Consider the following 24,076-nt stretch of genomic DNA (forward strand, 5'->3'; position numbering starts at 1 on the left):
AGAAGTGAAACAAGCCTGCGCCGATGGTAGTGTGGCACTTGCCCATGTGAGAGTAGGTCATCGTCAGACGCCTAATACCGAAAACCCCAGCTTCGAAAGAGGCTGGGGTTTTTTAATTTGTTGAGTATCATATTTTTCTGCAAAATCCTTCCGACCTTAGTTTGCCGACGCATAGGGCGAATACACAAGCACAGAGCAACCTTATCCGTTTAAATGCTATTGGCATTATGAGTGTATCGTTTCAAGGGCCGATTTTAAGTTTGTAATGCGTTAAGTACGGCTGTGGGTGTAATCGGAATTTCTCGAATTCGTACACCAATCGCCGAGTGGATTGCATTGGCGATTGCAGGGCCTGTTACCGTTGTTGCTGGCTCACCCAAGCCGACGGGGACTTCGGTGCTTTCGACAAACTCAAGCTCCATCTCGGGTATATCTCTGATTCGCATCGGTGTGTAGGTGTCCAGATTTCTGTCAACGGGCTCACCTTTCTCATACCGGGTTCCTTCGTGGAGCGCCATGCTTGCGCCCCATAATGCCGCGCCTTCAACTTGTGCCCGGGCACCATCGGGGTGAACGACCGTGCCTGCATCGGTTACCAGTGTCAGCTTTTCAAGTTTCACGTGACCGGTATCGCGGTTCACGTGGACTCTGGCTACGCAGGCCGTCCATGTAGGCATATTGCGCTCTTGGCCGTAAGACGTGGCGACGCCTAAGCCCGTATCTTCGGGGAGATCTTGCCCCCAGCCAGAAAGTTCGCGAACACGCCGCAAAACGTTAGCTTGGCGAGACGCCCCGCCGACCGAGTTAGGTGCTTCACCGGCGTTTTTACCCTCGGCTTTGAGCAGTTCCAGCCGGAATTCGATGGGGTCTTTCTTAGCATGGCGAGCGGCTTCGTCCATAAAGGATTCCAGGGCGAAATTAACCCATCCAGATCCGACTGACCTTAGCCAGCCCGGACGGAAGGTTGCATTGGCAAGGTCGTTGGAAATGGCGCGCACGCGGTGAGGACCCACGGAATACCAATGTGCAGCCCCCTGAATGGAGAAAGGATCATACGGTTCATCGTTTGCCCCTTTGGGCATAAAGAAGGGGGCCATCACTTCGGTAGGCCAACCTGCGGTGGCGTGATGCTCCATGCCCGTGGGCTTGCTGTTTTGATCGAACGCCATTCGCATGCGCTGATAAGAGGCGGAGCGAGGAGAGTCAAAGCGCGTATCATCTTCTCGGGTAAACACCAACTTTACGGGTTTACCCAGTTTTTGCGAAGCGAGAGCTGCGGGTACTGCATAGTCCCCGTTCAGGCGGCGACCAAAGCCGCCGCCCAACATATAGGTGCGCATAACTACCTTGTCTTCCTTTACGCCTAGCGCCTTTGCGAGTACCGGGATAATCAAGGATTGCCATTGATTGCCGGTATGAATCTCCCAAACGCCGTCTTTTTCATAAGCCAGTGCATTCACCGGTTCCATTTGGACGTGAAGAACCGTGTGAGTGATGTAGTCCTGCTCAAAGACATCAGCAGCGCTGTTGAAGGCTTCGTCTACGCCATCGTCTGGGAACATGATGGAGCCTTTGTCCAGAGACTCGATCAGGTTCACACCATGGTCGAGAATGTCTTGCTCGCTGACATCGGCGGTATCTCCAGCGGCCCAATCGACCTTCACTTTCGCCGCGGCTTTGTTCGCGGCGTGAAACGAATCGGCAATCACCACGGCCCAGCCGGGTACCGTATCTGTTGGATCATCCAGTACGATGGTTTGTTGATAGCCTTTTACTGATTTGGCGTCACTATCATCAATGCTGTTAATGGTTGCGCCATAACGGGTGGGTGGAATAAGCGGGCGACCATAAACCATTCCTTCTACTTTTGCGTCCAGGCCGTAACGGCTGGCACCGTCGGTTTTATCGGGTATATCCAGGGCCCGGGATTCACGGCCAATCAGACGCCGCTGGGTTGCCGGTTTGATCGGCATCTGCTTAAGGTCGTCTGCGGTGTATGTTCGGGTGAGGTCGCCGCGGCTAACGATGGCCCCGTAACTGATCGATTGGTCGCCGGCTATAACCTGGCTGTTGCGTGCTTCGCACTGATCCGGTCTCACGTCTAGCAAACGTGCGCCTTCTTCGATGAGGGCTTTGCGTCCGGCAGCACCTGCCTGACTGAGCGGCGTGAAGTTTTCCCACACCGACCAACTGCCACCGGTCACCATCAGGCCCCATTTTGGATCGCTGTCCACATGATTGAGCTCTACCATGGACCAGTCCGCTTCCAGTTCATCGGCGACGATACGGGCAAGGGCGGTGCCCACATGCTGGCCCATTTCGGCCTCGGCAATGTTCACCACTATGCGTCCGTCTGGCTCAATGTGATACCAGATGGTGGGCTCGAAGGTGCCTTCGTTAACCACCTCTTCGGGTTGCGCAAAACTCAGGCCTGCACGGAAAAATGCCAGCGTAAACCCCGCACCCGCAGCACCAATCAGAAAACCGCGTCGGCTAACCCGTACGCCTTCATCGGAATCTTGGTTAGGTTTTGTGTTGGCACCTTCAGGTTGGTTGAGATAACGATAGAACTTACTCATCGGCTGCCGCTCCTGTTTCCTGTGCGGTGTTGTCGCGGGCGTTCATTTCTTCGGCGGCCATTTTTATCGCTTTGCGAATACGTACATAGGCCATGCATCGACACAGGTTCCCGCCCATGGCGTGGTTAATCTGGTCGTCGGTCGGGTCAGGGAAGTCCTTTAACATCGCAGCCGCCTGCATGATTTGGCCGCTTTGGCAGTACCCGCATTGGGGTGTCTGGGTTTCAACCCATGCCTTTTGCAGTGGGTGGTTTCCCTCTGGGTGCAGTCCTTCAATGGTGGTGATCGATGCGCCCGATACCGCTTCCACGGGCGTTATGCAGGACCGAATCGCACGGCCATTGACCAACACGGTGCAGGCGCCACACATGCCAATACCGCATCCGTATTTGGTGCCGGTCAAATCAAGGTCGTCCCGTAGGGCCCAGAGCAGGGGAGTGTCGCTTTCAATATCAACCGTCACAGCCTGGCCGTTGAGTTCGAATTCTGTTGCCATCGTGCTTGCTCCGTTTCTATCTCACTGTGCCTGAGTTTGTGGACGCTGATCGCGGACGTGTTGCTCTAAGTTTTCCCACGCGGGCTGGTCAGTGTGGGTAGCCCTCAGGTACGTCAGCAGGCTCGTGATTTGGCGGTCACTCAGGGCCTGACTGAAACCAGGCATCATTGCCTCCGGCAACCCTTCTTTCAGGGATACTCCGTTCAGCGTGACACGAATCAAATTGATCGGTGTGGGTGCACTAATGGCGCTATTCAACGCCATGTCGGGTCGCAGCGCGCTAGGGCTATCAGCTTCGTTGTAATGACAGGCGGCGCAGGCGTAGGTGAACAGGCGCTCTCCTTCGTCCATCATGACAGAAGGGTTTTGGGTGTTGTGAACAGCACGGATCGCGTTGGCCGAGCGTTTGCTGGCTTGTTGCTCATCGGAAGCTTGAGCGAGATCACTTAGCCAGACGGCGAGTGACCGGAGATCGTTATCCGGCGCTTGCTTTAATCCGTCATGGACGACATCGGCCATGGAGCCGACAGCCACGCCGTGGAAACGGGAACCGCCATTGCGGAGGTATTCATAGGCCTCCGTTTCGGTCCAGCTTGATGGCGTGGGGTTGCTGGCATTCAAAGCAGGCGCGTACCAATTATTGATGATGGCACCATCCCATGCCTTCCCAGCGTCTTCAGCACCTAAAGCATTGCGAGGTGTGTGGCAGGCGCTGCAATGACCCGCGCCTTCCGCGATATAAGCACCGCGGTTCCACACATCGCTTTTGCTGGTATCGGTTTCGTAACGGCCTTCGTCAAAAAACAACAATTTCCAGCCTGCCAACAACAAGCGAATGTTAAAGGGGAATTCCAGCGTATTTTCAGGCGGCTCCGCCTGAATGGCTGGCTGGGACATTATGTAGGCGTATAAATCGGAGATGTCGTCATCCGACATTTTGGTGAAATGGGTATAGGGAAAAGCAGGAAACAGATGCGAGCCCGACCGCGCCACGCCTTCCCGCATGGCTCTGGCAAACGCTTCTTCTGACCATTGGCCAATCCCGGTTTTCGGGTCAGGCGTAATATTGGTGGAATAGAGGGTGCCGAACGGTGTGGGCATTGCCCGCCCGCCAGCTAGAGGTTTGTTTGGGTCGGTCGTATGACAGGTTTCGCAGTTGCCCAAGCCTGCCAGCACTTCGCCGCGATTGATTTGTTCTTTGCTGAATGCGTCAGAATTGGAAGCACTAACCGGCTCTATAGATGATTCCCAGGCAATTAAAAGGAAAATAGCCAAGACTAGAACGCCAAACGCGAGCAGGCCTCCAAGGATTTTTTTAAACACCGCTGTTCTCCTGTCTGGGCCTGATGACGTGCTATGGCACGCAGCAGGCCGGTGAGTGGCGACGGGATCTGAACAACAAGTGTAGTTTAAAATGAAGAGCTTGCAGGGCTTTGGCAGATATTAATCTGCCTTTTGTTTAGTGATAACTCCGTGTGCTGGATCAAACTGCATTTGTTTCAGACGATCGACAAACCATTTCAAGCCTTTCCCGGTGTTGCCGCGAGGCCAGGCCACTGAAATCTCAGACGGTGGGCGAGGTGTGTCCAGAGCCAGAATCTCCAGTCGGCCATCGGCCAGTTCCTGAAGAATACGATGGTGCGGTAAATAGCCAACCCCAAGCCCTTTGCACTGGGCATCGATCTTATGCTCGATGGTCGGAACGATGATCCGGCTTCGGCCATCAAGCAAACCCGACGAGCGCGCAGGTAAATGCCGTGAACTGTCGGCAACAATGACGGTGGGGTAGTCTTGAATCGCGCTGGCCGGAATGGGTTGGGGTAGTTTAGTCAGAGGGTGCCCGGCCGACACTGCGAAATCAAAACCTACATTGCCCAGCGAATGAATGGAAAAGCCCGTGGATGGCGGCGCGCCCGGCGCGCCGATGACCAAGTCACATCGGTCGTCACTTAGAGCATCCCAACTGCCTCCAAGAACCTCTTCGGTAAGGATGATCTCGGTTTTGGGCTGAATATGCTGGAATTCTTCAATGAGTTTGTAGAAAGGAGCGCAGTCCAGAACGCTGTCTATCGCAATTCTCAGTTCCACTTCCCAGCCGTCAGCGGCCCGTCTGGCCATGGCCGTTAATTCGTCGGTTGCTTTAAGAATTTGCCGGCCTTGTTCTACAACCAGCCGCCCGACCGGGGTTAGTTCCGCTTTACGCCGGCTTCGATCGAAGAGAGGGACGCCGAGATCTTCTTCCAGTTTGTTGACCGTGTACGAGATGGCAGAGGGTACCCGGAATAGCTCCTCGGCTGCGGCCGCAAAACTTTGTCTGCGTTCGATGGCGTCTAACGTCAGTAGCGCATCCAGTGTGATCGGGGAAATCATAGTTCAGTTTTCCTGATGATACGTTTCAAAACGTTCCGCTATTTTCTTTAGTTGGCAGTAATTATATTAATTCAATCGAACAAAGGAATTGAACTTTTATGTAGTATTCCTTATGAGCAAGACGCTGATTCAGCGTATTCTGGAAACTGACAATAGCCCTTCGGGTTTGGCTCTGCGCATCCCGGCCCAGTTTTTCACATTATCAGGAGGCAAAACATGGGACTGCTTGTAGAAGGTAAGTGGGTAGATCAGTGGTACGACACCAAATCGAATAACGGTCGATTTGCCCGAAGTGAGTCGCAATTTCGTAATTGGGTAACCGCCGACGGCGGTGCCGGGCCTACCGGTGAAGCCGGGTTCAAAGCCGAATCAGGCCGCTATCACCTGTATGTATCATTGGCCTGTCCCTGGGCTCACCGGACACTGATTTTTCGCAGACTGAAGGGTCTGGAAGATATGATATCCGTGTCTGTCGTTAACCCGTTGATGCGTGAGCATGGTTGGACTTTCAATCCGGATGAAGGAGTGGTGCAAGACCCAATTCATCAGGCGCAGTACCTGCACCAGATTTACACAGCGGATGACCCTGAATACACGGGCCGGGTAACCGTTCCCGTATTGTGGGACAAATATCAGAATCGCCTGGTCAGCAACGAGTCGGCTGATATTATCCGGATGCTGAATACTGCGTTCGATGGCATTGGCGCAAAGCCGGGGGATTACTTCCCGGAAGAACTGCGGGCAGAAATCGATAGTATTAACGCTGAGGTGTACGATCAGGTAAATAACGGTGTCTATAAAGCAGGCTTCGCAACAACCCAAGAAGCCTACGAACAGGCTGTGTACCCGTTGTTTGAAGCTTTGGATGCTCTGGAGCAGCGGTTATCGACTCAGCGCTATCTGGTCGGTAGCACCATCACCGAAGCTGACTGGCGTTTGTTTACCACGTTGGTTCGGTTTGATGCCGTGTATCACGGTCATTTCAAATGTAATCTGAAACAGATTGCAGATTACCCCAATCTTACGGATTACATCCGGGAGCTATATCAGTGGCCGGGCGTGGCTGAAACAGTAGATATGCAGCATATCAAGGATCACTACTATCGCAGTCACGCAACGATAAACCCGACGGGAGTGGTGCCGGTGGGCCCGTCGCTTGATTTTGATGTGCCCCATAATCGAAACATATTCGAGTAGCATTGATTCTTATAGAACGTAAATGGGTCCCGGCTTTTGGTGGTCTGGCACGTGTTCCGCTGAACGTGTGATTCAGCCTCTTGTTGTCGCTGGGGGCTATTGCGGAATTAGCGCCCTAGAAACGTATACCTCAAATATGGTTCTGTCGTTAAGTATCTGAAAGGTTGTATATTTGTAATCCGGAATCCTGTTATTTAACCTCGTTAGAAGACTCATTCTGCTATCCTTTCCAGCAATGTATCCTATCAACGGCGCGTAACGCGCTCTCTTCATGGTGACAGTTGACGCCTGATTCAATTGTCTGCGAACACAAGGAATACCACATGAACAAACTGAGCTTGCTGCCACTAGTGATATCCCTCTCGGCGACTCCGATGGCGGCATTTGCAAAGATTACTTCGGCTACTTTGTACCCGTCTCATGCTGAGCTAACGTGGAAAGAGTCGAAGCAGCTTGGTGCGGGAACAGGCGTGATTGAGTTAACAGGCCTTCCACTGAGCCTGCAAGATCAGTCGTTGCAGGTGATGCTTGAAGGGGTTCCGGGGGCGACGCTGCAACAGATACAGGTGAGCCGGGCCGAGCGTGAAGAGTTCGTGGCCGAAGAAACCCGCCGGATACGAAAGGCGTTGTCTGAAGTAAATCTGCGTATACAGGAGCAGGAAGATCTCATTAGCGCCTGGAAACAACAAGTCACTCTGATGAACCATGCCGCTGAGTCACCCAATGAAGTAACCGCTTCTCAATTAGGTGAACTGGCCGCCGCCCTGAAAGAAACAACGCAGTCCGCGCTGGCGGAAATACGTCAAATCCGGGAAAGCATGAAAGAAGATCTGGCGTTGAAAGATCGGCTTACGCGCGAGCTTTCCCAAACTACCCAAAACGCCAAAGCAACCAAGAACGTTAAAGTGTATTATCGGGCACCGAACAGTGGTTCGGGACAGATAAAACTTCGGTTCCAGACATCTGAGGCTCGCTGGCGCAGCGAATACAATGCGCGTTTGGACACTGAAGCGGGTTCCGGTGGTGAACTTACGCTGGAGCATATGGCGGTTGTCCAGCAAACAACGGGTACCGATTGGGACGATGTTCAGGTTCAGCTAGCAACGGCAAATGCGCGAAAGGGAACGTCCATGCCACCCGTTAACCCATGGGTGGTAACTCCCGGTCAGCCTGAGCGATTCCAGTCCAAGGCGCATGCGCCGATGGCCGAAATGCGGTCTGGTTCGTTGATGGCCGATTCCGCCGTTGTTGAGCGAGCCAGCACGTTTACCCAGAGCTATCGGCTGCCTGAACCGGTTCAGATTCCAAGTGATGCCTCCGGACAACGCTTCAGAGTGGCGGATCACATTCTGCCTGTTGAGGTAGCGGTGTGGTCTGCACCGGTGATGGACCCAACCGGATACATTCATGCCAAAGGCGTATTCAATGGGGACGTGCCGATACCGGCAGGGCAAACCACTCTGTACAGGGATGGCCAAAGTGTCGGCCAGTGGCATCTTGGTGAGCTTTCTCCCGGCGAAGACATTGCCTTAGGCTTTGGTGCCGATCAGGCGGTCTCCGTGAAAGTCGTCAACGAACTCGAAAAAACCGGCGAAGAGGGCATTTGGAGAAGCGAGAACGTGCAACGTCGCCAAAACCGGTTTGATATCACCAATCATCACGACAAACCGGTCAAGATCAAACTGTTCGATCGCGTTCCAGTGTCAGAGCAAGACGTTTTAACCGTCAAACCGTTGGAAGTCAGCGAACCTGTTCAGCGCAACTATGAAGATAAGAAGGGTGTGTTGGTCTGGGATCGCGAAGTCGCTGCGGGACAAACAACCAGCGTGAAATCCGGATTCGAGGTGAGGGTGCCGGAGGGAACGACACTGCCACGATTGTGAGTGGCAATTTATGCAGGCTCACGAGTTATACCCCATAATTATTATTTAATCATCCCCGCACGATTAGGTTTTACGATTGCGCATGAATAGTGCCTTGTTAAAGGAAAAAGGATTCGTAATAGCAGCACTGGTTACAGGGTTGGCTTGCGTACTCGTGTTTACATTGTTGGTTTACGGCGCGCTTCAATATCAGGCCACGCTGCAAACTGACGAATTAAAGGTGGCGGAGCAAGCTAAAACCAGAATGACAGTGGGTTTGCTTGAGCAGGTTTTCGAGTACACCGTGAATGACCTTCTCTCCATCGCGAGTATGCCCGCGGCGGTTCGTTTTAACCGTGGGCGCACCGAAGAGTGGAAAGAGGCACTTCAATCGGTTTTCCGAGTTCAGCTCGAAAAGAAGAGCAACTACAGCCAGTTGCGTTTCCTCGACCATGACGGCATGGAGGTTGTCCGGGCTGAAAAGACCCATCAACGCGTTTTGATTAGACAAGATACCGCCATGCAGTTTAAAGGTGAACGGTACTATGCCATCGAAACGGCCACCCTTTCAGTGGGGGATGTTTACGTCTCGCCGTTGGATCTGAATGTCGAAGCAGGGCAGGTCGAGGTACCGTTTAAACCCATGATTCGTTTCGGAACACGGGTTGTCGATGAGGCAACCGGCAATCAAGGGATGGTTGTTCTGAACATGGAAGGTGAGGCGTTGTTGAACACCTTTGATACAGGAATGGCGGGCTCTTATCCCGCATTTCTCTTGAATAAAGAGGGGCATGTCATTGCCGGGCCGGACGAGAATGACGAGTGGGGTTTTATGTTTGGTCTTCCATCGATATTCGCCCTTAATTACCCCGATGCTCTTGAACGAATTCTGTCAGATGAGCATGGCTGGATCGAAACAGACAAAGGGCTCTTTGTTTACGAAACGGTCCATCCGTTGAAACCATTAAATGGTGGCGTCTCTGCCGAGCAATACACCTGGAAGGCCGTTTCGTTCATACCAAGTTCCGCACTGCCATCTGCTACCCTTTTGAACCATTCATGGGTGATAAGCTTCTACATTATTGGCGTGTTCCTTACTCTAATTATTTCCTTTTATACCCAATTCCTGATCCACAAACGACGAGAGCTTCGGCTTGAAAACGAACGGCAGTCGAAGCGCTTCTGGAAAATCTCCAGTGTTTTGGGTGACGGTCTAATCGTGATGAATAAAAATGGCGTGTTGACGTACATGAACCCGGAAGCTGAGCGCATTTTAGGGTGGGATGCGCACGATCTTGTTGATAAGCAAGGTCATGAAGTCTTTCACGTTCACGAACAAGATGATCCGAATTGTTCCGTCATGGAGGTTATGAAAACGCGCCAGCTTTATCGAAGTAAAGACGAACAGTTTCGGCGAAAAGACAACTCTACGATACCTGTGATCCTGAATGCCGCCCCCCTTACCAGCGATACCGGTGATGAAGGTGTGGTGATCTCGTTTCAGGATTTTTCAGAGATCAAAGAGTACCAGGAAGCCATTCACAGCCTGGCTTTCCAGGACAGCCTGACAGGACTCCCAAATCGTCGTGTTTTGGAGGACCGTATGCAACTGGCTGTTGCGCTATCAGGGCGCCATGCGCGACATCTCGGGCTGATGTTTTTGGATCTTGACCATTTTAAACAAGTTAACGATACCTACGGTCATGATGCCGGCGACATATTGCTCAAAGAAATCGCCGAACGCTTGGAACGCAATGTTCGTGAAACAGATACCGTAGTTCGAATGGGGGGTGACGAATTTATCGTCTTACTGCCAGATGTGTCGTCTACGGAAAACGCAACGGTGGTGGCAGAGAAAATTCTTGCGGCCGTGTCTCAGCCCGTGGTGTTGCCATTGGGTGTTGCACGTGTGGGCGTTAGCATTGGTATTACCATAGCACGGGGTGCTGGCTTAACATTTGAAGGGCTGATGCAGAGTGCGGATAAAGCCATGTACGAAGCCAAACGCAAGGGTAAAAACCAGATTTATGTGCACGAACACCCATTGCCTGACAGTGACAGCCAACGTTAAACATCATCTTCGATTCGGGAATCATTCATGAGTGTTGTGCCCTTCGAACACCTGGCGTGCCCGTTAGACAGCATGCCCCTTTGTCGAGAGGAAAAGAGCTGGCGGTGTAAAAATGGACACTCGTTCGATGTCGCTCGACAAGGCTATGTCCATTTGCTTCCCGTACAGAAAAAGCGTTCCAAAGATCCGGGTGACAGTAAGGCGATGGTTGCCGCGCGCCAGCGATTCCTTGAGGCTGGTTTCTACCAGCCGATTGCTGATGCGGTCACAAAGGCGGCCTTGGCGGACACCGCTAACCAGACAACCATGAGTTGCCTGGATGCGGGTTGCGGTGAGGGCTATTACCTCCGCCAGCTTGGGCAGAGCAGTGACGATATCGAATGGTCCGAGCTGGGCCTCGATATTTCTAAATGGGCTGTGTTATCGGGCGCTAAGCAAGATCGGCGCGCTAACTGGGTGGTGGGCAGTAATGCAAACTTGCCGGTCGGGACCGATACCTTAGACAGAGTGCTGTGCTTGTTCGGTTTTCCGGTCTATTCAGAGTTTGCCCGGGTACTTCGTTCGGGTGGGCTGCTGATTCAGGTCGATGCCGGGCAGGATCATTTACGCGAGCTCAGAGAGATTATCTATCCGGAGGTACGAGCCGAATCCAAGAAGGTTGCCAGCGCACCCCAAGGTTTTCGCCGCACAGCGAGTGAAGATGTTCGATTCCCGTTACATCTTGCGGGCGCCGAGGCGATTGCAGACTTACTCGCGATGACGCCCCACCTCTACCGGGCGAGTCAAGAGGGTAGGGCAAGGGCGGCTGCGTTGGAATCTTTGTCGTTGACTGTGGATGTTTGTTTGCACACTTTCGAGCGGCTTTGAACGTTCACTGGGGCAATGGCAGGCTTCAGACAGAGGCAATTTCGGCGGCGGTGAGTGTTCGGTATTGACCGGGAGATAATTCCTCGTTGAGTCGTATCTCGCCCATGCGTTCTCGATGCAGTGAAGTAACTCTGTTACCAACGGCGTGAAACATGCGTTTTACTTGATGGTAGCGACCTTCGTAAATCGTTACTCGAGCTTCTCGCTCTTGAAGCACTTCAATCTGAGCAGGCGACGTGGTCAGCTGTTCGTATTCGAACCAGATGCCTTCGGAAAATCGACGGTGAGTCTCTTCGGCGATTGGCTGCTCGGTGGTCACCAGATAAACCTTCGGGATTTTGATTTCGGGCTCCGTCAGGCGGCGCGACCAGTTGCCGTCGTTCGTCAGTATCAATAGCCCGGTGCTGGCACGATCAAGGCGACCACCAATATGAAGGTCATGCTTAAGGTCGGGCGGAAACAATTCGAGTACGGTCGGATGGGTATCGTCAAAGGTGGCGCTCAAATAGCCTACAGGTTTGTTGAGCATGAGATACAACGAAGGCCGGGCCTGTTGAATCACATCTCCGTCTGCGGTGACGCCACAAAACTCGCTAACGTCATGCTGCGGGTTCCTGCACACCTTGCCATTCACCGAAACACGACCGGTAGCAATCAAGGCGTTAGCGCGTTTGCGGCTAACGCCGTTTTGATTACTCACTATGCGGGATAACTTCATAAGAAGTAAGCGATTAAGCGCCAGTACCCTTAGCTTTTAAGCGATAAAACTCTTCGATGACCTGTTCCATAGCATCCGGGCAGTATTCCCGAAGGCCACCAAGCATAATGTGTTTGGAAACCTCGCCAACGGGCTGGCCTTCTGACAACAGTCTGTAATCCAGCGTGACGTTGCCTCGTTTCCCGGCGGCCTCCAGCTTTGTGCCGCTTAGCTCCAGATCCGGGTTAGAGGCATCAAGCTGCTCAAGTGTCAGGCTCATACTCTGATACATCACCATAGGGCGGTCAGGGTTGAACATTACGCCGTGAGATTCCATCAGCGGCTTGAGCGTGTGAGGGAAGTTTTTGCCGGAGGTCGAGACGTAGCATCGAATGAATTCTTCGATGGTTTTCTCGTCACGGGTGTGTTCGCCGCTGCGGCTCACTTCAATATAGATTTTACCCGCATCGTCGCACGCATCTATCGTGCCGTCTTCCCGTTCCCGAAACTCGAGCGGCACTTCTGCGCCAAGCAGGTTCTGGAATTTGAACGTCATGGAGCTGGACAGCCCGAAACGTGATAACACAATCGCAAACAACAGGTCACCCGGTACGCAAAAGCGGCGCGCATCCACGTCGTGGATTGGGTTAAAGTCTTCGGCTATTTCCTTGGCAAAGAGGCTCGCCTGACGCGCTGTGATAATAATGCGTTCATTCTCGATAGAGTAAAAGCGGTCTAAAAACATAATGTTCCTTTAATCAGTACCGGCTTCCGCCGCTTGCAGGCGTTCCTGGCGATCCCGTTCTTCTTCCTTGGCGGATTCGATGATTTCAATCAGCTCATCCACATCCGCACTTTGGGTGTTGTGCTCAAAGCATCCCGTAAGTTCGGTATCCGGGTAGAGATCACCTGCCTCATAAAGCGCCCAGATTTCTTTACCATAGTCTGTGTTCAATAATTCGGGAGCAAAGCGTCCGAAATACCGTCGCATGTTGTCGATGTCGCGTTCCAGCATTTGTTCGGCATTATTGTTTCCTGAGGCGTTCACTGCCTGCGGCAGATCGATAATGACCGGGCCTTTTGCGTCTACAAGAACGTTAAACTCTGACAGATCACCGTGGATCAAACCGGCACACAACATACGAACGACATCCGAAATAACCAAGCTATGGTAAACCTTAGCTTGCTCTGGTGTTAGTACCACATCGTCTAATCGTGGAGCGGCTTTGCCGTCTTCATCAGAGATCATTTCCATCAGAAGTACACCGTCAACGAATCCGAAAGGCTCCGGTACACGCACCCCGGCTTGGGCAAGACGGTAAAGGGCATCAACTTCGGCGTTCAACCACGCATCTTCCTGTTCTTTTTGGCCGTAACGGGTTTTCTTACTCATCGCTCGGGCGCGACGGCTGTTTCGTACTTTGCGCCCCTCCTGATATTGAACGGCTTGTTTGAAACTGCGTTTTTTGGCCTCTTTGTATACTTTCGCGCACCGCACGCTATCACCACAACGTACCACGAACACTTGAGCTTCTTTCCCGCTCATTAACTGATACAGCACTTCGTCCACCATGCCGTCATCGACAAGGGGCTGTAATCGCTTGGGTATTTTCATGCGTTTATGCTATCCGATGGTTTCTGTTGTGATTACGCTTGTCGGATTGTGTCCGTTATAAAGCAGTTTAACAATTGAGGAGAGATGTGCAGCGGCAGGGGAGAAGAAATTGCAGCCAAATACGCAAAAAGGCAGCCGAAGCTGCCTTTTTTAAAACGCTAGTGGGCTGTAAATTACAGGCCTACTACGTTTTCCGCCTGAGGACCTTTCTGGCCCTGAGTTACGGTGAACTCAACCTGCTGGCCTTCTGCCAGAGTCTTGAATCCGCCGCCTTGGATGGCGCTGTAGTGAACGAAAACGTCAGGGCCGCCTTCGCGAGTAATAAAGCCAAAACCTTTGGATTCGTTGAAAAACTTAACAGTACCGGTAACAGTAGACATATCTATAATCCTGAACTCAATCATTTTAATGGCTGTCTAATCGCCTTTGTGGCGTTCGATCAGCGGGGTGTGCGGAAACAAAAAACTCGCGTGATCAAAAACAGGACGATGCACTACTGATGACAACAGGATACGTCTTATTGATGAATGCTTTGCTAAATCTTTCCAACGACCGTCACTGTACTCTTACTGAATGAGTTTGCAAAGTGTTTTTTGCTAGGCAATAACCCATAGCGGTGCGGATCATCACGGGCACGTTATTTGGGGTACCCGGTGATCTTGCGGATTTTGCGATATAACGGCTGTAAGCGGTCGTACATTTCCAAATAGACCTCCGAGTACAGCTTCTCGTACAGCTTAGACGCTTCGGGGGACGGAGCGAAAACCTCACCCACTCGCGTCATGTCGTTTACGGCGGTTTTGAAATCCGGGTGCAGGCCCAAACCTACCGAGGCATCAATCGCTGCCCCTAAGCCGGATGTTTCGTACGTGTGTGGCCGCTCGGCGGGAAGTCCGAAGATGTCTGCCGTTAGCTGCATAGCCGCATCACTTTGAGACCCCCCCCCCGCAACCCGCAGTCGTTTAATGGTTTTCCCGTTGCGCTTCTCCAACCGTTCTTTGCCTTCCCTCAGCGCGTAGGCCAAGCCTTCAAGGATGGCTCGGTAAATATGGGCGCGCGTATGCACATCGCCAAAACCAATGATGGAGCCTTTTGCTTCAGGCCCGGGCTGGCGCACGCCAGGGCTCCAGTAAGGTTGCAGCATCAACCCCATGGAACCGGGCGGGACTGAATTGACCAGTTCGTCAAACAGGGCTTCGGCCTCGATGCCTTTTTGCTCGGCGATGCGTTGTTCACGCAAACCAAATTCCTGCTTGAACCAACTCACCATCCAAAAGCCTCGGTAAATCATGACTTCGGAAGAGTAATGGCCCGGTAGGGCTGACGGGTAGGGTGGCATTAAACGGGTAGGTTCAACGTATTTTCGGTTGGTGGTGTTGATCGTCGCGGTGGTGCCATAGCTCATGCAGGCCGTGTCTGGCGACAAACCACCCGACCCGAGAATTTCGCAGGCTTTGTCAGAAGCAGCAGCGATGACGGGCAATCCAACCGGCAAACCCATGTGTTGTGCAGCTTCCGGTAACAGTTCGCCTAGCTTTTCGCCGGGTTCGACCAAGTCCGGCAGCATGCTCCGTTTAATCGGTGTGATTTGCCATTTGAAATCGTGCCGGCCCGCCCAGCGGTGTCTTTTGTAATCAAACGGCAAATAGCCGACCTGACTGCCGGTGGAATCTCGGTACTCACCCGTGAGTCGATAATTCAAATACCCTGAAAGCAGCAGGTATTTGTGGGTTTGTTCCCAAACGTCGGGTTGGTTTTGAATGATCCAGTTGGCTTGTGTTTTCTCCCGAAACCGTTTGATGGGCTCTTCGGCTCCGATCAGCTTGAACACGGCACCCCAAAGACCTTTCACAGGGCCGTCTACGTTGGCGTGGCGTTGGTCCAGCCAGATAATAGCCGGGCGGAGCGGCTTACCTTGTTTATCCAAATTGATAACGGTGCCGCGTTGGGTCGTGACGGTAACGCCCAGAACCTGCTCGGGCTTTGCGTCGGTGGTACGCCAAAGGGCCTGACATGCTAAACCCAAGTTCTGCCAAAAGTATTCGGGATGCTGCTCCGCCCAGCCGGGCTGTTCGGAGAAATAGGGCTCTATCTCTTGCTTGCCTTTGCCGACCAGATTGCCGTGTTTATCGAACAGCAGTGCCCGAACGCTTTGAGTGCCGTTGTCGATGGCGAGTATCAGTGAATCGTCAGCCATCTCATGCACCTCCAATAGCGGGTAAGCTGTATGACTGACGATACAGCGTCAGGTAGCGTGCAACTTCGGCTTGCCATTGGGCCTCGCTCCAGCCAAGGAGGGAGAGACACAGGTCGCGAAGCTCGGGCAAAAGCGCTTCAGCGCCATTCGGCAACACCAAACCCAGCCGGGTTCGGCGAAGCAATAAGTCGTCCAGATGGATAACTTGCTCCTGACTGCAGGCCCATTCTAATTCGGCCCACAAGGTGGTTGTGCCGGCCACATAGTCGTGCGATTTCCCCGCCAGCAGGGTAGACAGATGTCTCCCGTAATAGCCCTTAAGCCGTTTAAGCATCAGCTTGTTGGACAGGGTGATCGAGGGGGTTTCAGCTGAGGCAGAAAACACTAAGGCGCGCTCGTCTCTTAAGACGGAATCATCGCCGTCAAAAACCGCCACCAAAGATTCGCGGGCAATTTGCCGGAAGGTTGTGAGCTTTCCACCCGCAACGCTGACCAAGCCTTTGTCGCTTCGAAGGGCATGCTCGCGGTTTTCTTTGGAAGGGGATTTGCCTTCGCCACTGGTGACGACGGGGCGTACACCCGCCCAGCTTGATAGAACGTCTTGAGCTTTAACCGACGAGGCTGGGAAGAGCTTGGAGGATACCTCTAACAGATAACTCACTTCCTCTGGGGTGATGCTGGGCTCGAGATTCAGATCGGCTCTGTGGTCGAGATCGGTGGTGCCCAAAACGGTGGTGCCACGCCAAGGGAAGGCAAAAACCGGGCGCCCGTCTTCCGGGTGAAGAAGTGATACGGCGCAGGTTACCGGAAGCCGTTGCCAGGGCAGCACCAGATGACTGCCTCGCAATGGCCGTATATGCAGCGGCGCGTCATGGGGGCCCTGCTTCTGAAGCCTGTCGGCCCACGCGCCCGTTGCATTGATCACACGTTTGGTGCGGATATGAATGGCATTTTCGCCTTCTGGCGTTACCTCGATGCCGCTGACATCGCCATTTCCATCGCGCGTAATCGCTGACGCCGCTACATAATTCAGGCATGTCGCGCCATCGGCTTGCGCCTCGGAGATCAAGCGTTGCACCAAACGCGCGTCGTCGGTTAGGGCATCGGTAAAGCGGCTGGTCGCAATGAGGTTGCTCTGGGTGAGCCCTGGTACCCATTGGAGGGTTTCGCCGGGAGTAAATTTTTCTCGTGTTTGAACACCCGCAAGCTTGTCATACACAGCCAGCAGAACCTGAAAAATGCGTGGCCCCGGAAATTTGCCTTTGAAATGAGGCATCAGGAATGGCAGGGGCTCAACCAGCCCGGGCGCTTCTTCCATCATGCGCTGGCGTTCGCGCACTGCTTGACGGGTTAGCCCGATGTGGCCGCTGCCAAGGTAGCGAAGGCCGCCATGTACCATTTTTGAGGATCGACTAGAGGTCCCCCAGGCAAAGTCTTTCTGCTCTACCAAAAGCGTACGTAAGCCGCTGCCTGCAGCCTCCCGGGCAGCACCTGCTCCGGTAATACCGCCGCCGACGATGACCACATCAAATCGAGCGTTGCTACTCAGTTCTGTCAGAACTTCCTGCCGCGTCTTAGCCATCTTCCCATCAATCCAGTAGCGTGGTCGGGTTCAGGCGTTTATCCGGGTCGAAGCTGGTCGTCAGTGCCCGGATAGCTTGCATTCCCAGCTCACCTTTCTCTACTGGCATGAAGGGCGCGTGGTCTTTACCAACGCCGTGCTGGTGGCTGATGGTGCCGCCGTTACGAACGATGATTTCAGACGTGGTGTTTTTTAGGTGCTTCCAGCGCTCAAGGGTCTCGGCGTAGGTGTCGGCAACCCGGAACACGTAAGTGGTGTAGATTGAACAGCCCTGGCTGTAAAAATGAGACAGGTGGGTAAAGACGTGACACTTCTCTTGCTTATCCTCAAGGCCGGTACGCAAGCTGGTTTCCATCTTTTCCAACAAGCTATCAACGTTGTCCCAATCCGTTGCTGTTTCCAGCGTATCCACGGCGTAGCCCATCTGCCAGAGCGCTTCGCGAAGGTACGGCATGGTAAAGCGCTTTTCAGCCCACTTAGAGCCCAGTTTGGTACCGGTGTACACGCCGTCGTGTTCCTTACACACCTTGCGGGCCTGCTTCAGACTTGCCGAAGCCTGATCTTTGGAGCCGGTCACACCAAAGGTCATCATGCATTTGCCGTCGTCTGCGCCACGAAGTGACAAGAACTTCTCCAAAAGGCTGATCAGGCCCGGGTGCCCGGCCAACGCAAGCTGGGTTTCGGTTTCAATGGCGTTGCTAAGACGCAGCATGGACAGCTGAATGCGGTTCTGAACTAACGCTCGTGCCGCTGTCCGGGCTTTGTCCCAATTCGGAAAGAACACAACATGGAAGCGCTCGTGTTCCGGCAAACGAGTAACACGGGCTTTTACTTCGGTTATCAAACCGAGGCGGCCTTCCGAACCCAATATCATTTCACGAATATCGGGGCCAGCGCTCGAGGCAGGAATGGTCGGAATTTCCAGTGTTCCCTGAAGTGTTTCAATGCGACCACCCGCGAATAGCTGCTCGATGCGGCCGTAACGCAGTGACTGTTGGCCACTGGAGCGGGAAGCAACCCAGCCTCCAATCGTGGATAGCTCGAAAGACTGTGGGAAATGCCCCAACGTGTATCCGTGTGCGCGAAGTTGCGATTCAACCAGCGGGCCCGGGGTTCCTGCACCGAAAGTGGCCAACTGGCTTTCGCGATCTAGGTCAATCAGGTGGTTCATATTGGCGAGGCTGACCGTAAGCACAGGCTTGCCCTGGTCAACGGGGTTGATGTGTCCGGCCACGCTGGTGCCGCCTCCGTAGGGAATCAGGTGAACATCGTGCTCTTGAACATACTTGAGCAGTTTCTGCACCTCGGAGTTAGTGCTGGGCAGGGCGACGCCATCCGGGAAAAGGCCAATTTCTCCGCTGCGCATTGCCAGCCAATCCGGCAGGCTTTGGCCGCGGGCATGACGTACTCGGGTTTCGGCACTGGTATCAATAAGATCGCTCAAACCATCCACAGACGGTAGGCGGGAATCAGGAACTTTGGCGCACACTTCTTCCAGCGTGCAATCGCTCAGTGCGCTGGCCTGCCCGATACGTTCAGCCAGAAAATCCTGACCACCCTCCGGGATATCCAGGTTAAATTTATCATCACCCCAACCGTTCCAGCGTCGCATGTATGCCTACTCCATTATTTGTAAGTTAGCGGCATTCTATAGAGTGGTGGGTAAATGTGTGTGTCGGTGTGCGACAAGGGGACTGTCATTTTGCGACAGATGGCGTAAAAGGGGACTGTCATTTTGCGACAGATGGCGTAAAAAGATGGTTCAGGGGGCTAAAGCACTGTTCAGTCGTTCGTTCAGATCTTGCCAGCGTTCGAGTTTTTTGGCGTCGCCAATTCGGGATCTGTTTCCGGATTCTTTATTGAGCCAAAGGCCGTCGCCATTAAAGCTGTAAACGGGTTCTAAATCAGTGCGTTGGCTCGCAGGCTTCATCTCATTTATAAGATTATCGAGTACTAAAGGATCCGAGCTCGGCGTTTCGTACCACGCAAGCACCATGTGCGCTTGATTCAACTCCAAGGCTTTAACGTAGACGATTCGAAGCTGCTCATCAGGCACGCCCATGGCACGTAAGGTCAGATACTTGGCGATCGAAAAATCTTCGCAGTCGCCGCCGTTCGTTGTGAGTAGTTCTATGGGGGTTGCCCAATAGTCTTCTTCGCCCCAATGCCGAATATCACTGATGAACCGAACCCTGTTGAAGAATGAGTTTACCAGTTTAAGCTGACGATCCACGGGCGCATTGGATGCAAGAGCGTGCAGTCGTTGCCAGTTTTCCAGACGTTGGTGGGCTTCTTGTCCAAAATCCTTGAGTACGTAGTTCATCAGCTGGTCGCTGAGCTCTAGCGCACTCGCGAAGGCCACTGCTAACAGTAAAGGCAGGATGAGGGAACGGCGGGGGCGAAAGAGGGCGGCCGTTTCCATGGTGAGCCTCAGTTATTATTCCGGAGCCGTTGACGTAATTGCTCAAGGCGTTTTCGGATTTCTTCACGCCGTTGTTGCTGGCTGGTTGATTGTGGGTCAGGTGAGTTTTGTTGCGTTTGTGCTTGCCGTTGGGTGGGCGGTGACGTGGTTCGTTGGTTTGGTTCGGTGCCAGCCATGAACACACCCGTAGTTTTTTCGTTCTCGGGGAAGTACAGGTTTTCAAGCTTGCCTTGGCGTTCAATGATCACCCGGTTCGGAAACACGGTTCGAAGGGTTGCATTGCCGGGAAGTGGCTTGCCAACCAGATAGGCTTCGGTATTACCCTTATCATCTTCGATCAATGCGCTGCCCGGAAATTCTCCGTCGGCAGCCAAAACGCCCCTTAGGAAGAGTCTTAGATTGGTTTCTGGCAGATTTTCGGTGTTTTCGCTCGGTGATTCGGCGCTGTCGGACGGGCTCCCGAACATGGCAAGGCTGGCCAAATCCACCTGCGGAACGTTGTCTTTCGACTTGTTGGCAGAGTCGATTGCCTGGCTTGGCTCAGGTATCGATGCCTGTTGCTCGGACTGCCAGAATTGATAGCCCTGCAAAGCGGTAATGCCAACCATGGCCAGCGCAACAGCAATAGTGAGAATAAGTGAGATCTGTTTCGGTGTGGCTAGCATCAGCATTCCTGAACACGATTGGCGTGAACTTTAAAAAGCCCACAGGTTATCAGACTGAACTTAATTAGTGGCAGTATAGTGTACAGAGTTGTTTAGTGGTTCCCATTCCTGTGGTAGCCTTTTTGAATGCTGACAATATGACAGGTTGGGGTAACACTGGCCCTATAACAAAAACCAGTGAACAGACGGATTTAACGAGGGAAAGTTGATCACCGAAACCGAAATTCAGCCGCAAGATTCGCCGCTGGGCAGACTCCCGTTCACCTTTGCCAAGCGTAACGGCGTAATCCTTACCCGGAACGAACAAGGTGAGCCGGTGATTCTTGTTCGGCCTGGCGCTTCCCACACCGCGCTTGCCGAGGCCAATCGGGTGAGCGGTGGGCGTGCCCGCTTTTCGACTATCGAGCCCAGCCGATTCGACGAAGCCCTTAATGCTGCCTACCAGAACGATTCCGCTGAAGCGATGCAAATGGTCGAGGGTATCGGTGATGACATGGACCTGGCCTCGCTGGCCGATTCTGTGCCGGAAACGGAAGACCTTCTGGAACAGGAAGACGACGCTCCAATCATTCGTTTGATCAACGCGATTTTGACCGAAGCGGTTAAAACCAGCGCCTCGGACGTTCACATCGAAACCTACGAGAAACAGCTGGTCGTTCGTTTCCGCATTGATGGCGTGCTGCGTGAAGTCGTTCAGCCCAAGCGCGCGCTGGCACCGTTGCTGGTGTCGCGCATTAAGGTTATGGCCAAGCTCGATATTGCCGAGAAACGAATTCCGCAGGACGGCCGAATTGCATTGCGGGTTGCCGGCAGAGAGGTGGATATTCGAGTGTCGACTATGCCTTCCTCAAGCGGCGAGCGAGTGGTGTTGCGATTACTCGACAAGCAAGCTGGAGCCATTCGCCTTGAGTCTTTAGGTATGGGCGAAAACGACCTGAAAACGCTGCGCAAGCTGATACATCGCCCTTACGGAATTCTATTGGTCACCGGGCCTACCGGCTCGGGTAAGTCCACGTCGCTGTATGCGGGCTTGCAGGAAATTAACGACCGCAGCCGAAATATTCTCACGGTTGAAGACCCCATCGAGTACAACTTGCCGGGCATTGGCCAAACCCAGGTAAACCAGAAGGTTGATATGACGTTTGCCCGGGGCTTGCGGGCCATTCTTCGCCAAGACCCTGATGTGGTGATGATTGGTGAGATCCGGGATTTGGAAACCGCGGAAATTGCAGTGCAGGCGAGTTTGACCGGCCACCTGGTTCTGTCCACCTTGCACACCAACACGGCCGTTGGTGCGATTACCCGTTTGATGGATATGGGCATTGAGCCCTTCCTGATTTCTTCCAGTTTGGTGGGCATCGTTGCCCAGCGCCTGGTGCGCGTATTGTGCGACCAATGTCGCGAACCTTACATTCCGACGGAAGAACACTGCGAGTTCCTGCAGCAGGACCCGGCCAATCCCCCCACCATCTTCCGTGCTAAAGGATGCGAACACTGCAACCAGTTGGGGTATCGCGGTCGGGTGGGTATCTACGAGGTTGTCGAGGTAACCGAAGCCCTGGGAGCCCAGATTCACAAGCGGGCAGGGGAGCTCGAGCTTGAGCACGAAGCGCGGAAACTCAGCCCCAGTATTCACGCCGACGGCGTTCAGAAAATTCTCGATGGCGTGACCACCGTGGAAGAAGTACTGCGCGTTACCCACCGGAGCAAATAACCCATGCCAGCATATGAGTTTAAAGCGCTGGACCCGAGGGGCAAGCAAAAGCATGGCGTTGTCGAAGCGGATGCAGCGAGGGCTGTTCGGCAACAATTGCGGGAGAAAGGACTGACGCCTTTGTCGGTGCAACCGGCGGTTGAAAAACAAGCGCGAAATAATCCACTAAGCAGCCGCGGCTCTTTGTCGGCCTCGGATCTGGCGTTGGTAACCCGCCAGCTGGCGACGTTAATTCAATCTGGCATTCCCATCGAGCAGGCACTGAGCGCGACTGCGCAACAAACCGCGAAACCTCGCATTCGGGGCATGTTAATTGCGATTCGCTCCAAGGTGATGGAAGGTTATACGCTGGCGGATAGCTTCGGGGAGTTTCCTAAAGCGTTCCCGCGTCTGTATCGTTCGACCGTTGCAGCCGGTGAGCATGCAGGGCATCTGGATCTTGTGCTGAATAGGTTGGCGGATTACACCGAAAGCCGCCAGGAAGCTCGGCAGAAAATCCAGCTTGCGGCAATTTATCCGATCATTCTCAGTATCGTTGCTATTTCCATTGTGGTCTTCCTACTGACCTACGTGGTGCCAGATATCATCGAAGTGTTCCTTAAGCAGGGCCAGGATCTGCCCGGGCTGACGATGGCCATGCTGGCCGTGTCGGATTTTTTGGGCAGTTTTGGTGTCTATCTTCTAATACTTCTGGTGATTGGGATCATCGGGTTCCGCGTTGCCTTAACAAAACCGAGATTTAGGTTGAGGTTTCATAAGCAACTTCTTCATTTACCGATGTTTTCCGGTATGGTGCGTGGCGTGAACACCGCGCGGTACGCCAGTACGCTCAGTATCTTGACCACCAGTGGCGTGCCTCTGGTTGAGGCCATGCGTATTGCTGGAGAAGTATTATCGAACGATTTTCTTCGACAAGAATTACGGGAAGCGGCTCGCAAGGTAAGCGAGGGTGGTTCGTTGCATCGTGCTTTGGATCAAACCGGCTATTTTCCCCCGATGATGCTGCATATGATTGCAAGCGGAGAATCCAGTGGTGAACTGGACAGCATGCTGGAGCGAACGGCACGAATGCAGGAAAACACGCTGCAATCCAAGATCGCCGCGATTGTTGGCCTGTTTGAACCCATGATGTTGTTGATCATGGGCGTGGTGGTATTGATTATTGTCCTTGCGATCATGCTGCCGATTCTGAATATGAGTAATCTGGTGGGCTAACCAGCGCCCACTCACTATCAGACATTCCGAACGATTTAACATTAAGAACCACGATTAAATGACGAGTGACATTATGAGCAACAAACTGAACCGCAAACCAACCACAGCAAAAGGCTTCACGCTGATCGAGATCATGGTCGTGATGGTCATACTGGGCCTTTTGGTCGCTATTGTGGCGCCCAACATTATGGGGCGGAGTGATCAGGCGAAAGTAACCGTTGCCGAAACCCAATTAAGCAACATTGCCAACGCACTGGATTTGTATCGTCTTGATAACAGTCATTACCCATCCACCCAGCAAGGACTCGAAGCACTGGTGCGCAAGCCGAGCGGCAGCCCCGAGCCCAAGAACTGGAACCCTGACGGTTACCTGAAATCTGTTCCTGAAGACCCCTGGAATAATGAATACCAGTACGTTAGCCCCGGAACTGAAGGTCCCTACGATCTGTATTCTTACGGCTCTGACGGCCAGGAAGGCGGTGATGGCGATGCCGCCGACATCAGCGTTTGGAATACCGAGCAGTAAT

General features: G+C 53.2%; 20 protein-coding genes. 7 read left to right on the forward strand and 13 right to left on the reverse strand.

Features of this window, described 5'->3' with window-relative positions; genetic code table 11:
* Nucleotides 1-254: 254 nt before the first annotated feature.
* From MWU64_RS13875 to MWU64_RS13890, 4 genes are all read right to left on the reverse strand, one after another.
* Complete coding sequence (locus tag MWU64_RS13875) at nucleotides 255-2,579, reverse strand: molybdopterin cofactor-binding domain-containing protein (protein ID WP_247064977.1); 2,325 nt, start codon at nucleotides 2,577-2,579, stop codon at nucleotides 255-257.
* A complete protein-coding gene (locus tag MWU64_RS13880) occupies nucleotides 2,572-3,075 on the reverse strand; it encodes a (2Fe-2S)-binding protein (RefSeq protein WP_247064978.1) in 504 nt (167 codons plus the stop codon). The genes MWU64_RS13875 and MWU64_RS13880 overlap by 8 nt, the downstream gene beginning before the upstream one ends.
* Before the next feature lie 21 nt (nucleotides 3,076-3,096).
* On the reverse strand, nucleotides 3,097-4,398 hold the full coding sequence (locus MWU64_RS13885) for a cytochrome c (RefSeq protein ID WP_247064979.1): 1,302 nt from the start codon (nucleotides 4,396-4,398) through the stop codon (nucleotides 3,097-3,099).
* Between the two features lie 120 nt (nucleotides 4,399-4,518).
* Entirely contained in the window at nucleotides 4,519-5,445 is a 927-nt protein-coding gene (locus MWU64_RS13890; protein ID WP_247064980.1) for a LysR substrate-binding domain-containing protein, read from the reverse strand.
* A gap of 216 nt (nucleotides 5,446-5,661) precedes the next feature.
* Between MWU64_RS13890 and MWU64_RS13895 the strand changes: the two genes are divergently transcribed.
* The 4 genes from MWU64_RS13895 to MWU64_RS13910 all read left to right on the forward strand — a co-directional run bounded on the left by MWU64_RS13895 (nucleotide 5,662) and on the right by MWU64_RS13910 (nucleotide 11,442).
* Nucleotides 5,662-6,642, forward strand: coding sequence for a glutathione S-transferase family protein (locus MWU64_RS13895; RefSeq protein ID WP_247064981.1), 981 nt, complete (start codon nucleotides 5,662-5,664; stop codon nucleotides 6,640-6,642).
* 323 nt (nucleotides 6,643-6,965) lie between these two features.
* Nucleotides 6,966-8,525 (forward strand): DUF4139 domain-containing protein, encoded by a 1,560-nt coding sequence (locus MWU64_RS13900; RefSeq protein WP_247064982.1) that lies wholly within the window; start codon nucleotides 6,966-6,968, stop codon nucleotides 8,523-8,525.
* A gap of 82 nt (nucleotides 8,526-8,607) precedes the next feature.
* On the forward strand, nucleotides 8,608-10,575 hold the full coding sequence (locus tag MWU64_RS13905) for a diguanylate cyclase (protein WP_247064983.1): 1,968 nt from the start codon (nucleotides 8,608-8,610) through the stop codon (nucleotides 10,573-10,575).
* Between the two features lie 27 nt (nucleotides 10,576-10,602).
* The gene (locus tag MWU64_RS13910; protein WP_247064984.1) at nucleotides 10,603-11,442 is read left to right on the forward strand and encodes a putative RNA methyltransferase; all 840 of its coding nucleotides are present in this window, start codon (nucleotides 10,603-10,605) and stop codon (nucleotides 11,440-11,442) included.
* Between the two features lie 25 nt (nucleotides 11,443-11,467).
* On the opposite strand, the gene MWU64_RS13915 is transcribed toward MWU64_RS13910, so the two are convergent.
* The 9 genes from MWU64_RS13915 to MWU64_RS13955 form a co-directional block, all read right to left on the reverse strand.
* On the reverse strand, nucleotides 11,468-12,160 hold the full coding sequence (locus MWU64_RS13915) for a pseudouridine synthase (RefSeq protein WP_247064985.1): 693 nt from the start codon (nucleotides 12,158-12,160) through the stop codon (nucleotides 11,468-11,470).
* Between the two features lie 13 nt (nucleotides 12,161-12,173).
* Nucleotides 12,174-12,884: a DUF3581 family protein gene (locus MWU64_RS13920; protein WP_247064986.1), complete on the reverse strand. Its 711-nt coding sequence runs from the start codon at nucleotides 12,882-12,884 to the stop codon at nucleotides 12,174-12,176.
* Nucleotides 12,885-12,893: 9 nt separating this feature from the next.
* The gene (locus tag MWU64_RS13925; RefSeq protein ID WP_247064987.1) at nucleotides 12,894-13,754 is read right to left on the reverse strand and encodes a PA4780 family RIO1-like protein kinase; all 861 of its coding nucleotides are present in this window, start codon (nucleotides 13,752-13,754) and stop codon (nucleotides 12,894-12,896) included.
* 173 nt (nucleotides 13,755-13,927) lie between these two features.
* On the reverse strand, nucleotides 13,928-14,134 hold the full coding sequence (locus MWU64_RS13930; RefSeq protein WP_011784828.1) for a cold-shock protein: 207 nt from the start codon (nucleotides 14,132-14,134) through the stop codon (nucleotides 13,928-13,930).
* 257 nt (nucleotides 14,135-14,391) lie between these two features.
* Nucleotides 14,392-15,951 carry an FGGY-family carbohydrate kinase gene (locus MWU64_RS13935; RefSeq protein WP_247064988.1) on the reverse strand — a complete coding sequence of 520 codons (1,560 nt, stop codon included), beginning with the start codon at nucleotides 15,949-15,951 and terminating at the stop codon, nucleotides 14,392-14,394.
* 1 nt (nucleotide 15,952) lies between these two features.
* Nucleotides 15,953-17,533 (reverse strand): glycerol-3-phosphate dehydrogenase/oxidase, encoded by a 1,581-nt coding sequence (locus MWU64_RS13940; protein ID WP_247064989.1) that lies wholly within the window; start codon nucleotides 17,531-17,533, stop codon nucleotides 15,953-15,955.
* A gap of 7 nt (nucleotides 17,534-17,540) precedes the next feature.
* On the reverse strand, nucleotides 17,541-19,145 hold the full coding sequence (locus tag MWU64_RS13945) for an FAD-binding oxidoreductase (protein ID WP_247064990.1): 1,605 nt from the start codon (nucleotides 19,143-19,145) through the stop codon (nucleotides 17,541-17,543).
* 150 nt (nucleotides 19,146-19,295) lie between these two features.
* The gene (locus MWU64_RS13950) at nucleotides 19,296-19,955 is read right to left on the reverse strand and encodes a transglutaminase-like cysteine peptidase (RefSeq protein WP_247064991.1); all 660 of its coding nucleotides are present in this window, start codon (nucleotides 19,953-19,955) and stop codon (nucleotides 19,296-19,298) included.
* An 8-nt stretch (nucleotides 19,956-19,963) separates the two neighbouring features.
* A complete protein-coding gene (locus tag MWU64_RS13955; protein WP_247064992.1) occupies nucleotides 19,964-20,620 on the reverse strand; it encodes a type II secretion system protein N in 657 nt (218 codons plus the stop codon).
* A 205-nt stretch (nucleotides 20,621-20,825) separates the two neighbouring features.
* On the opposite strand from MWU64_RS13955, the gene gspE reads away from it, so the two are divergent.
* From gspE to gspG, 3 genes are all read left to right on the forward strand, one after another.
* On the forward strand, nucleotides 20,826-22,334 hold the full coding sequence (gene gspE, locus MWU64_RS13960) for a type II secretion system ATPase GspE (protein ID WP_281496390.1): 1,509 nt from the start codon (nucleotides 20,826-20,828) through the stop codon (nucleotides 22,332-22,334).
* A gap of 3 nt (nucleotides 22,335-22,337) precedes the next feature.
* Entirely contained in the window at nucleotides 22,338-23,549 is a 1,212-nt protein-coding gene (gene gspF, locus MWU64_RS13965; protein ID WP_247064993.1) for a type II secretion system inner membrane protein GspF, read from the forward strand.
* Between the two features lie 73 nt (nucleotides 23,550-23,622).
* Nucleotides 23,623-24,075 carry a type II secretion system major pseudopilin GspG gene (gene gspG / locus MWU64_RS13970; RefSeq protein ID WP_247064994.1) on the forward strand — a complete coding sequence of 151 codons (453 nt, stop codon included), beginning with the start codon at nucleotides 23,623-23,625 and terminating at the stop codon, nucleotides 24,073-24,075.
* The last annotated feature ends 1 nt before the right edge of the window (nucleotide 24,076 follow it).

The sequence above is a fragment of the Marinobacter sp. S0848L genome (assembly GCF_023016065.1).
In the GTDB taxonomy this organism is placed as follows: domain Bacteria; phylum Pseudomonadota; class Gammaproteobacteria; order Pseudomonadales; family Oleiphilaceae; genus Marinobacter.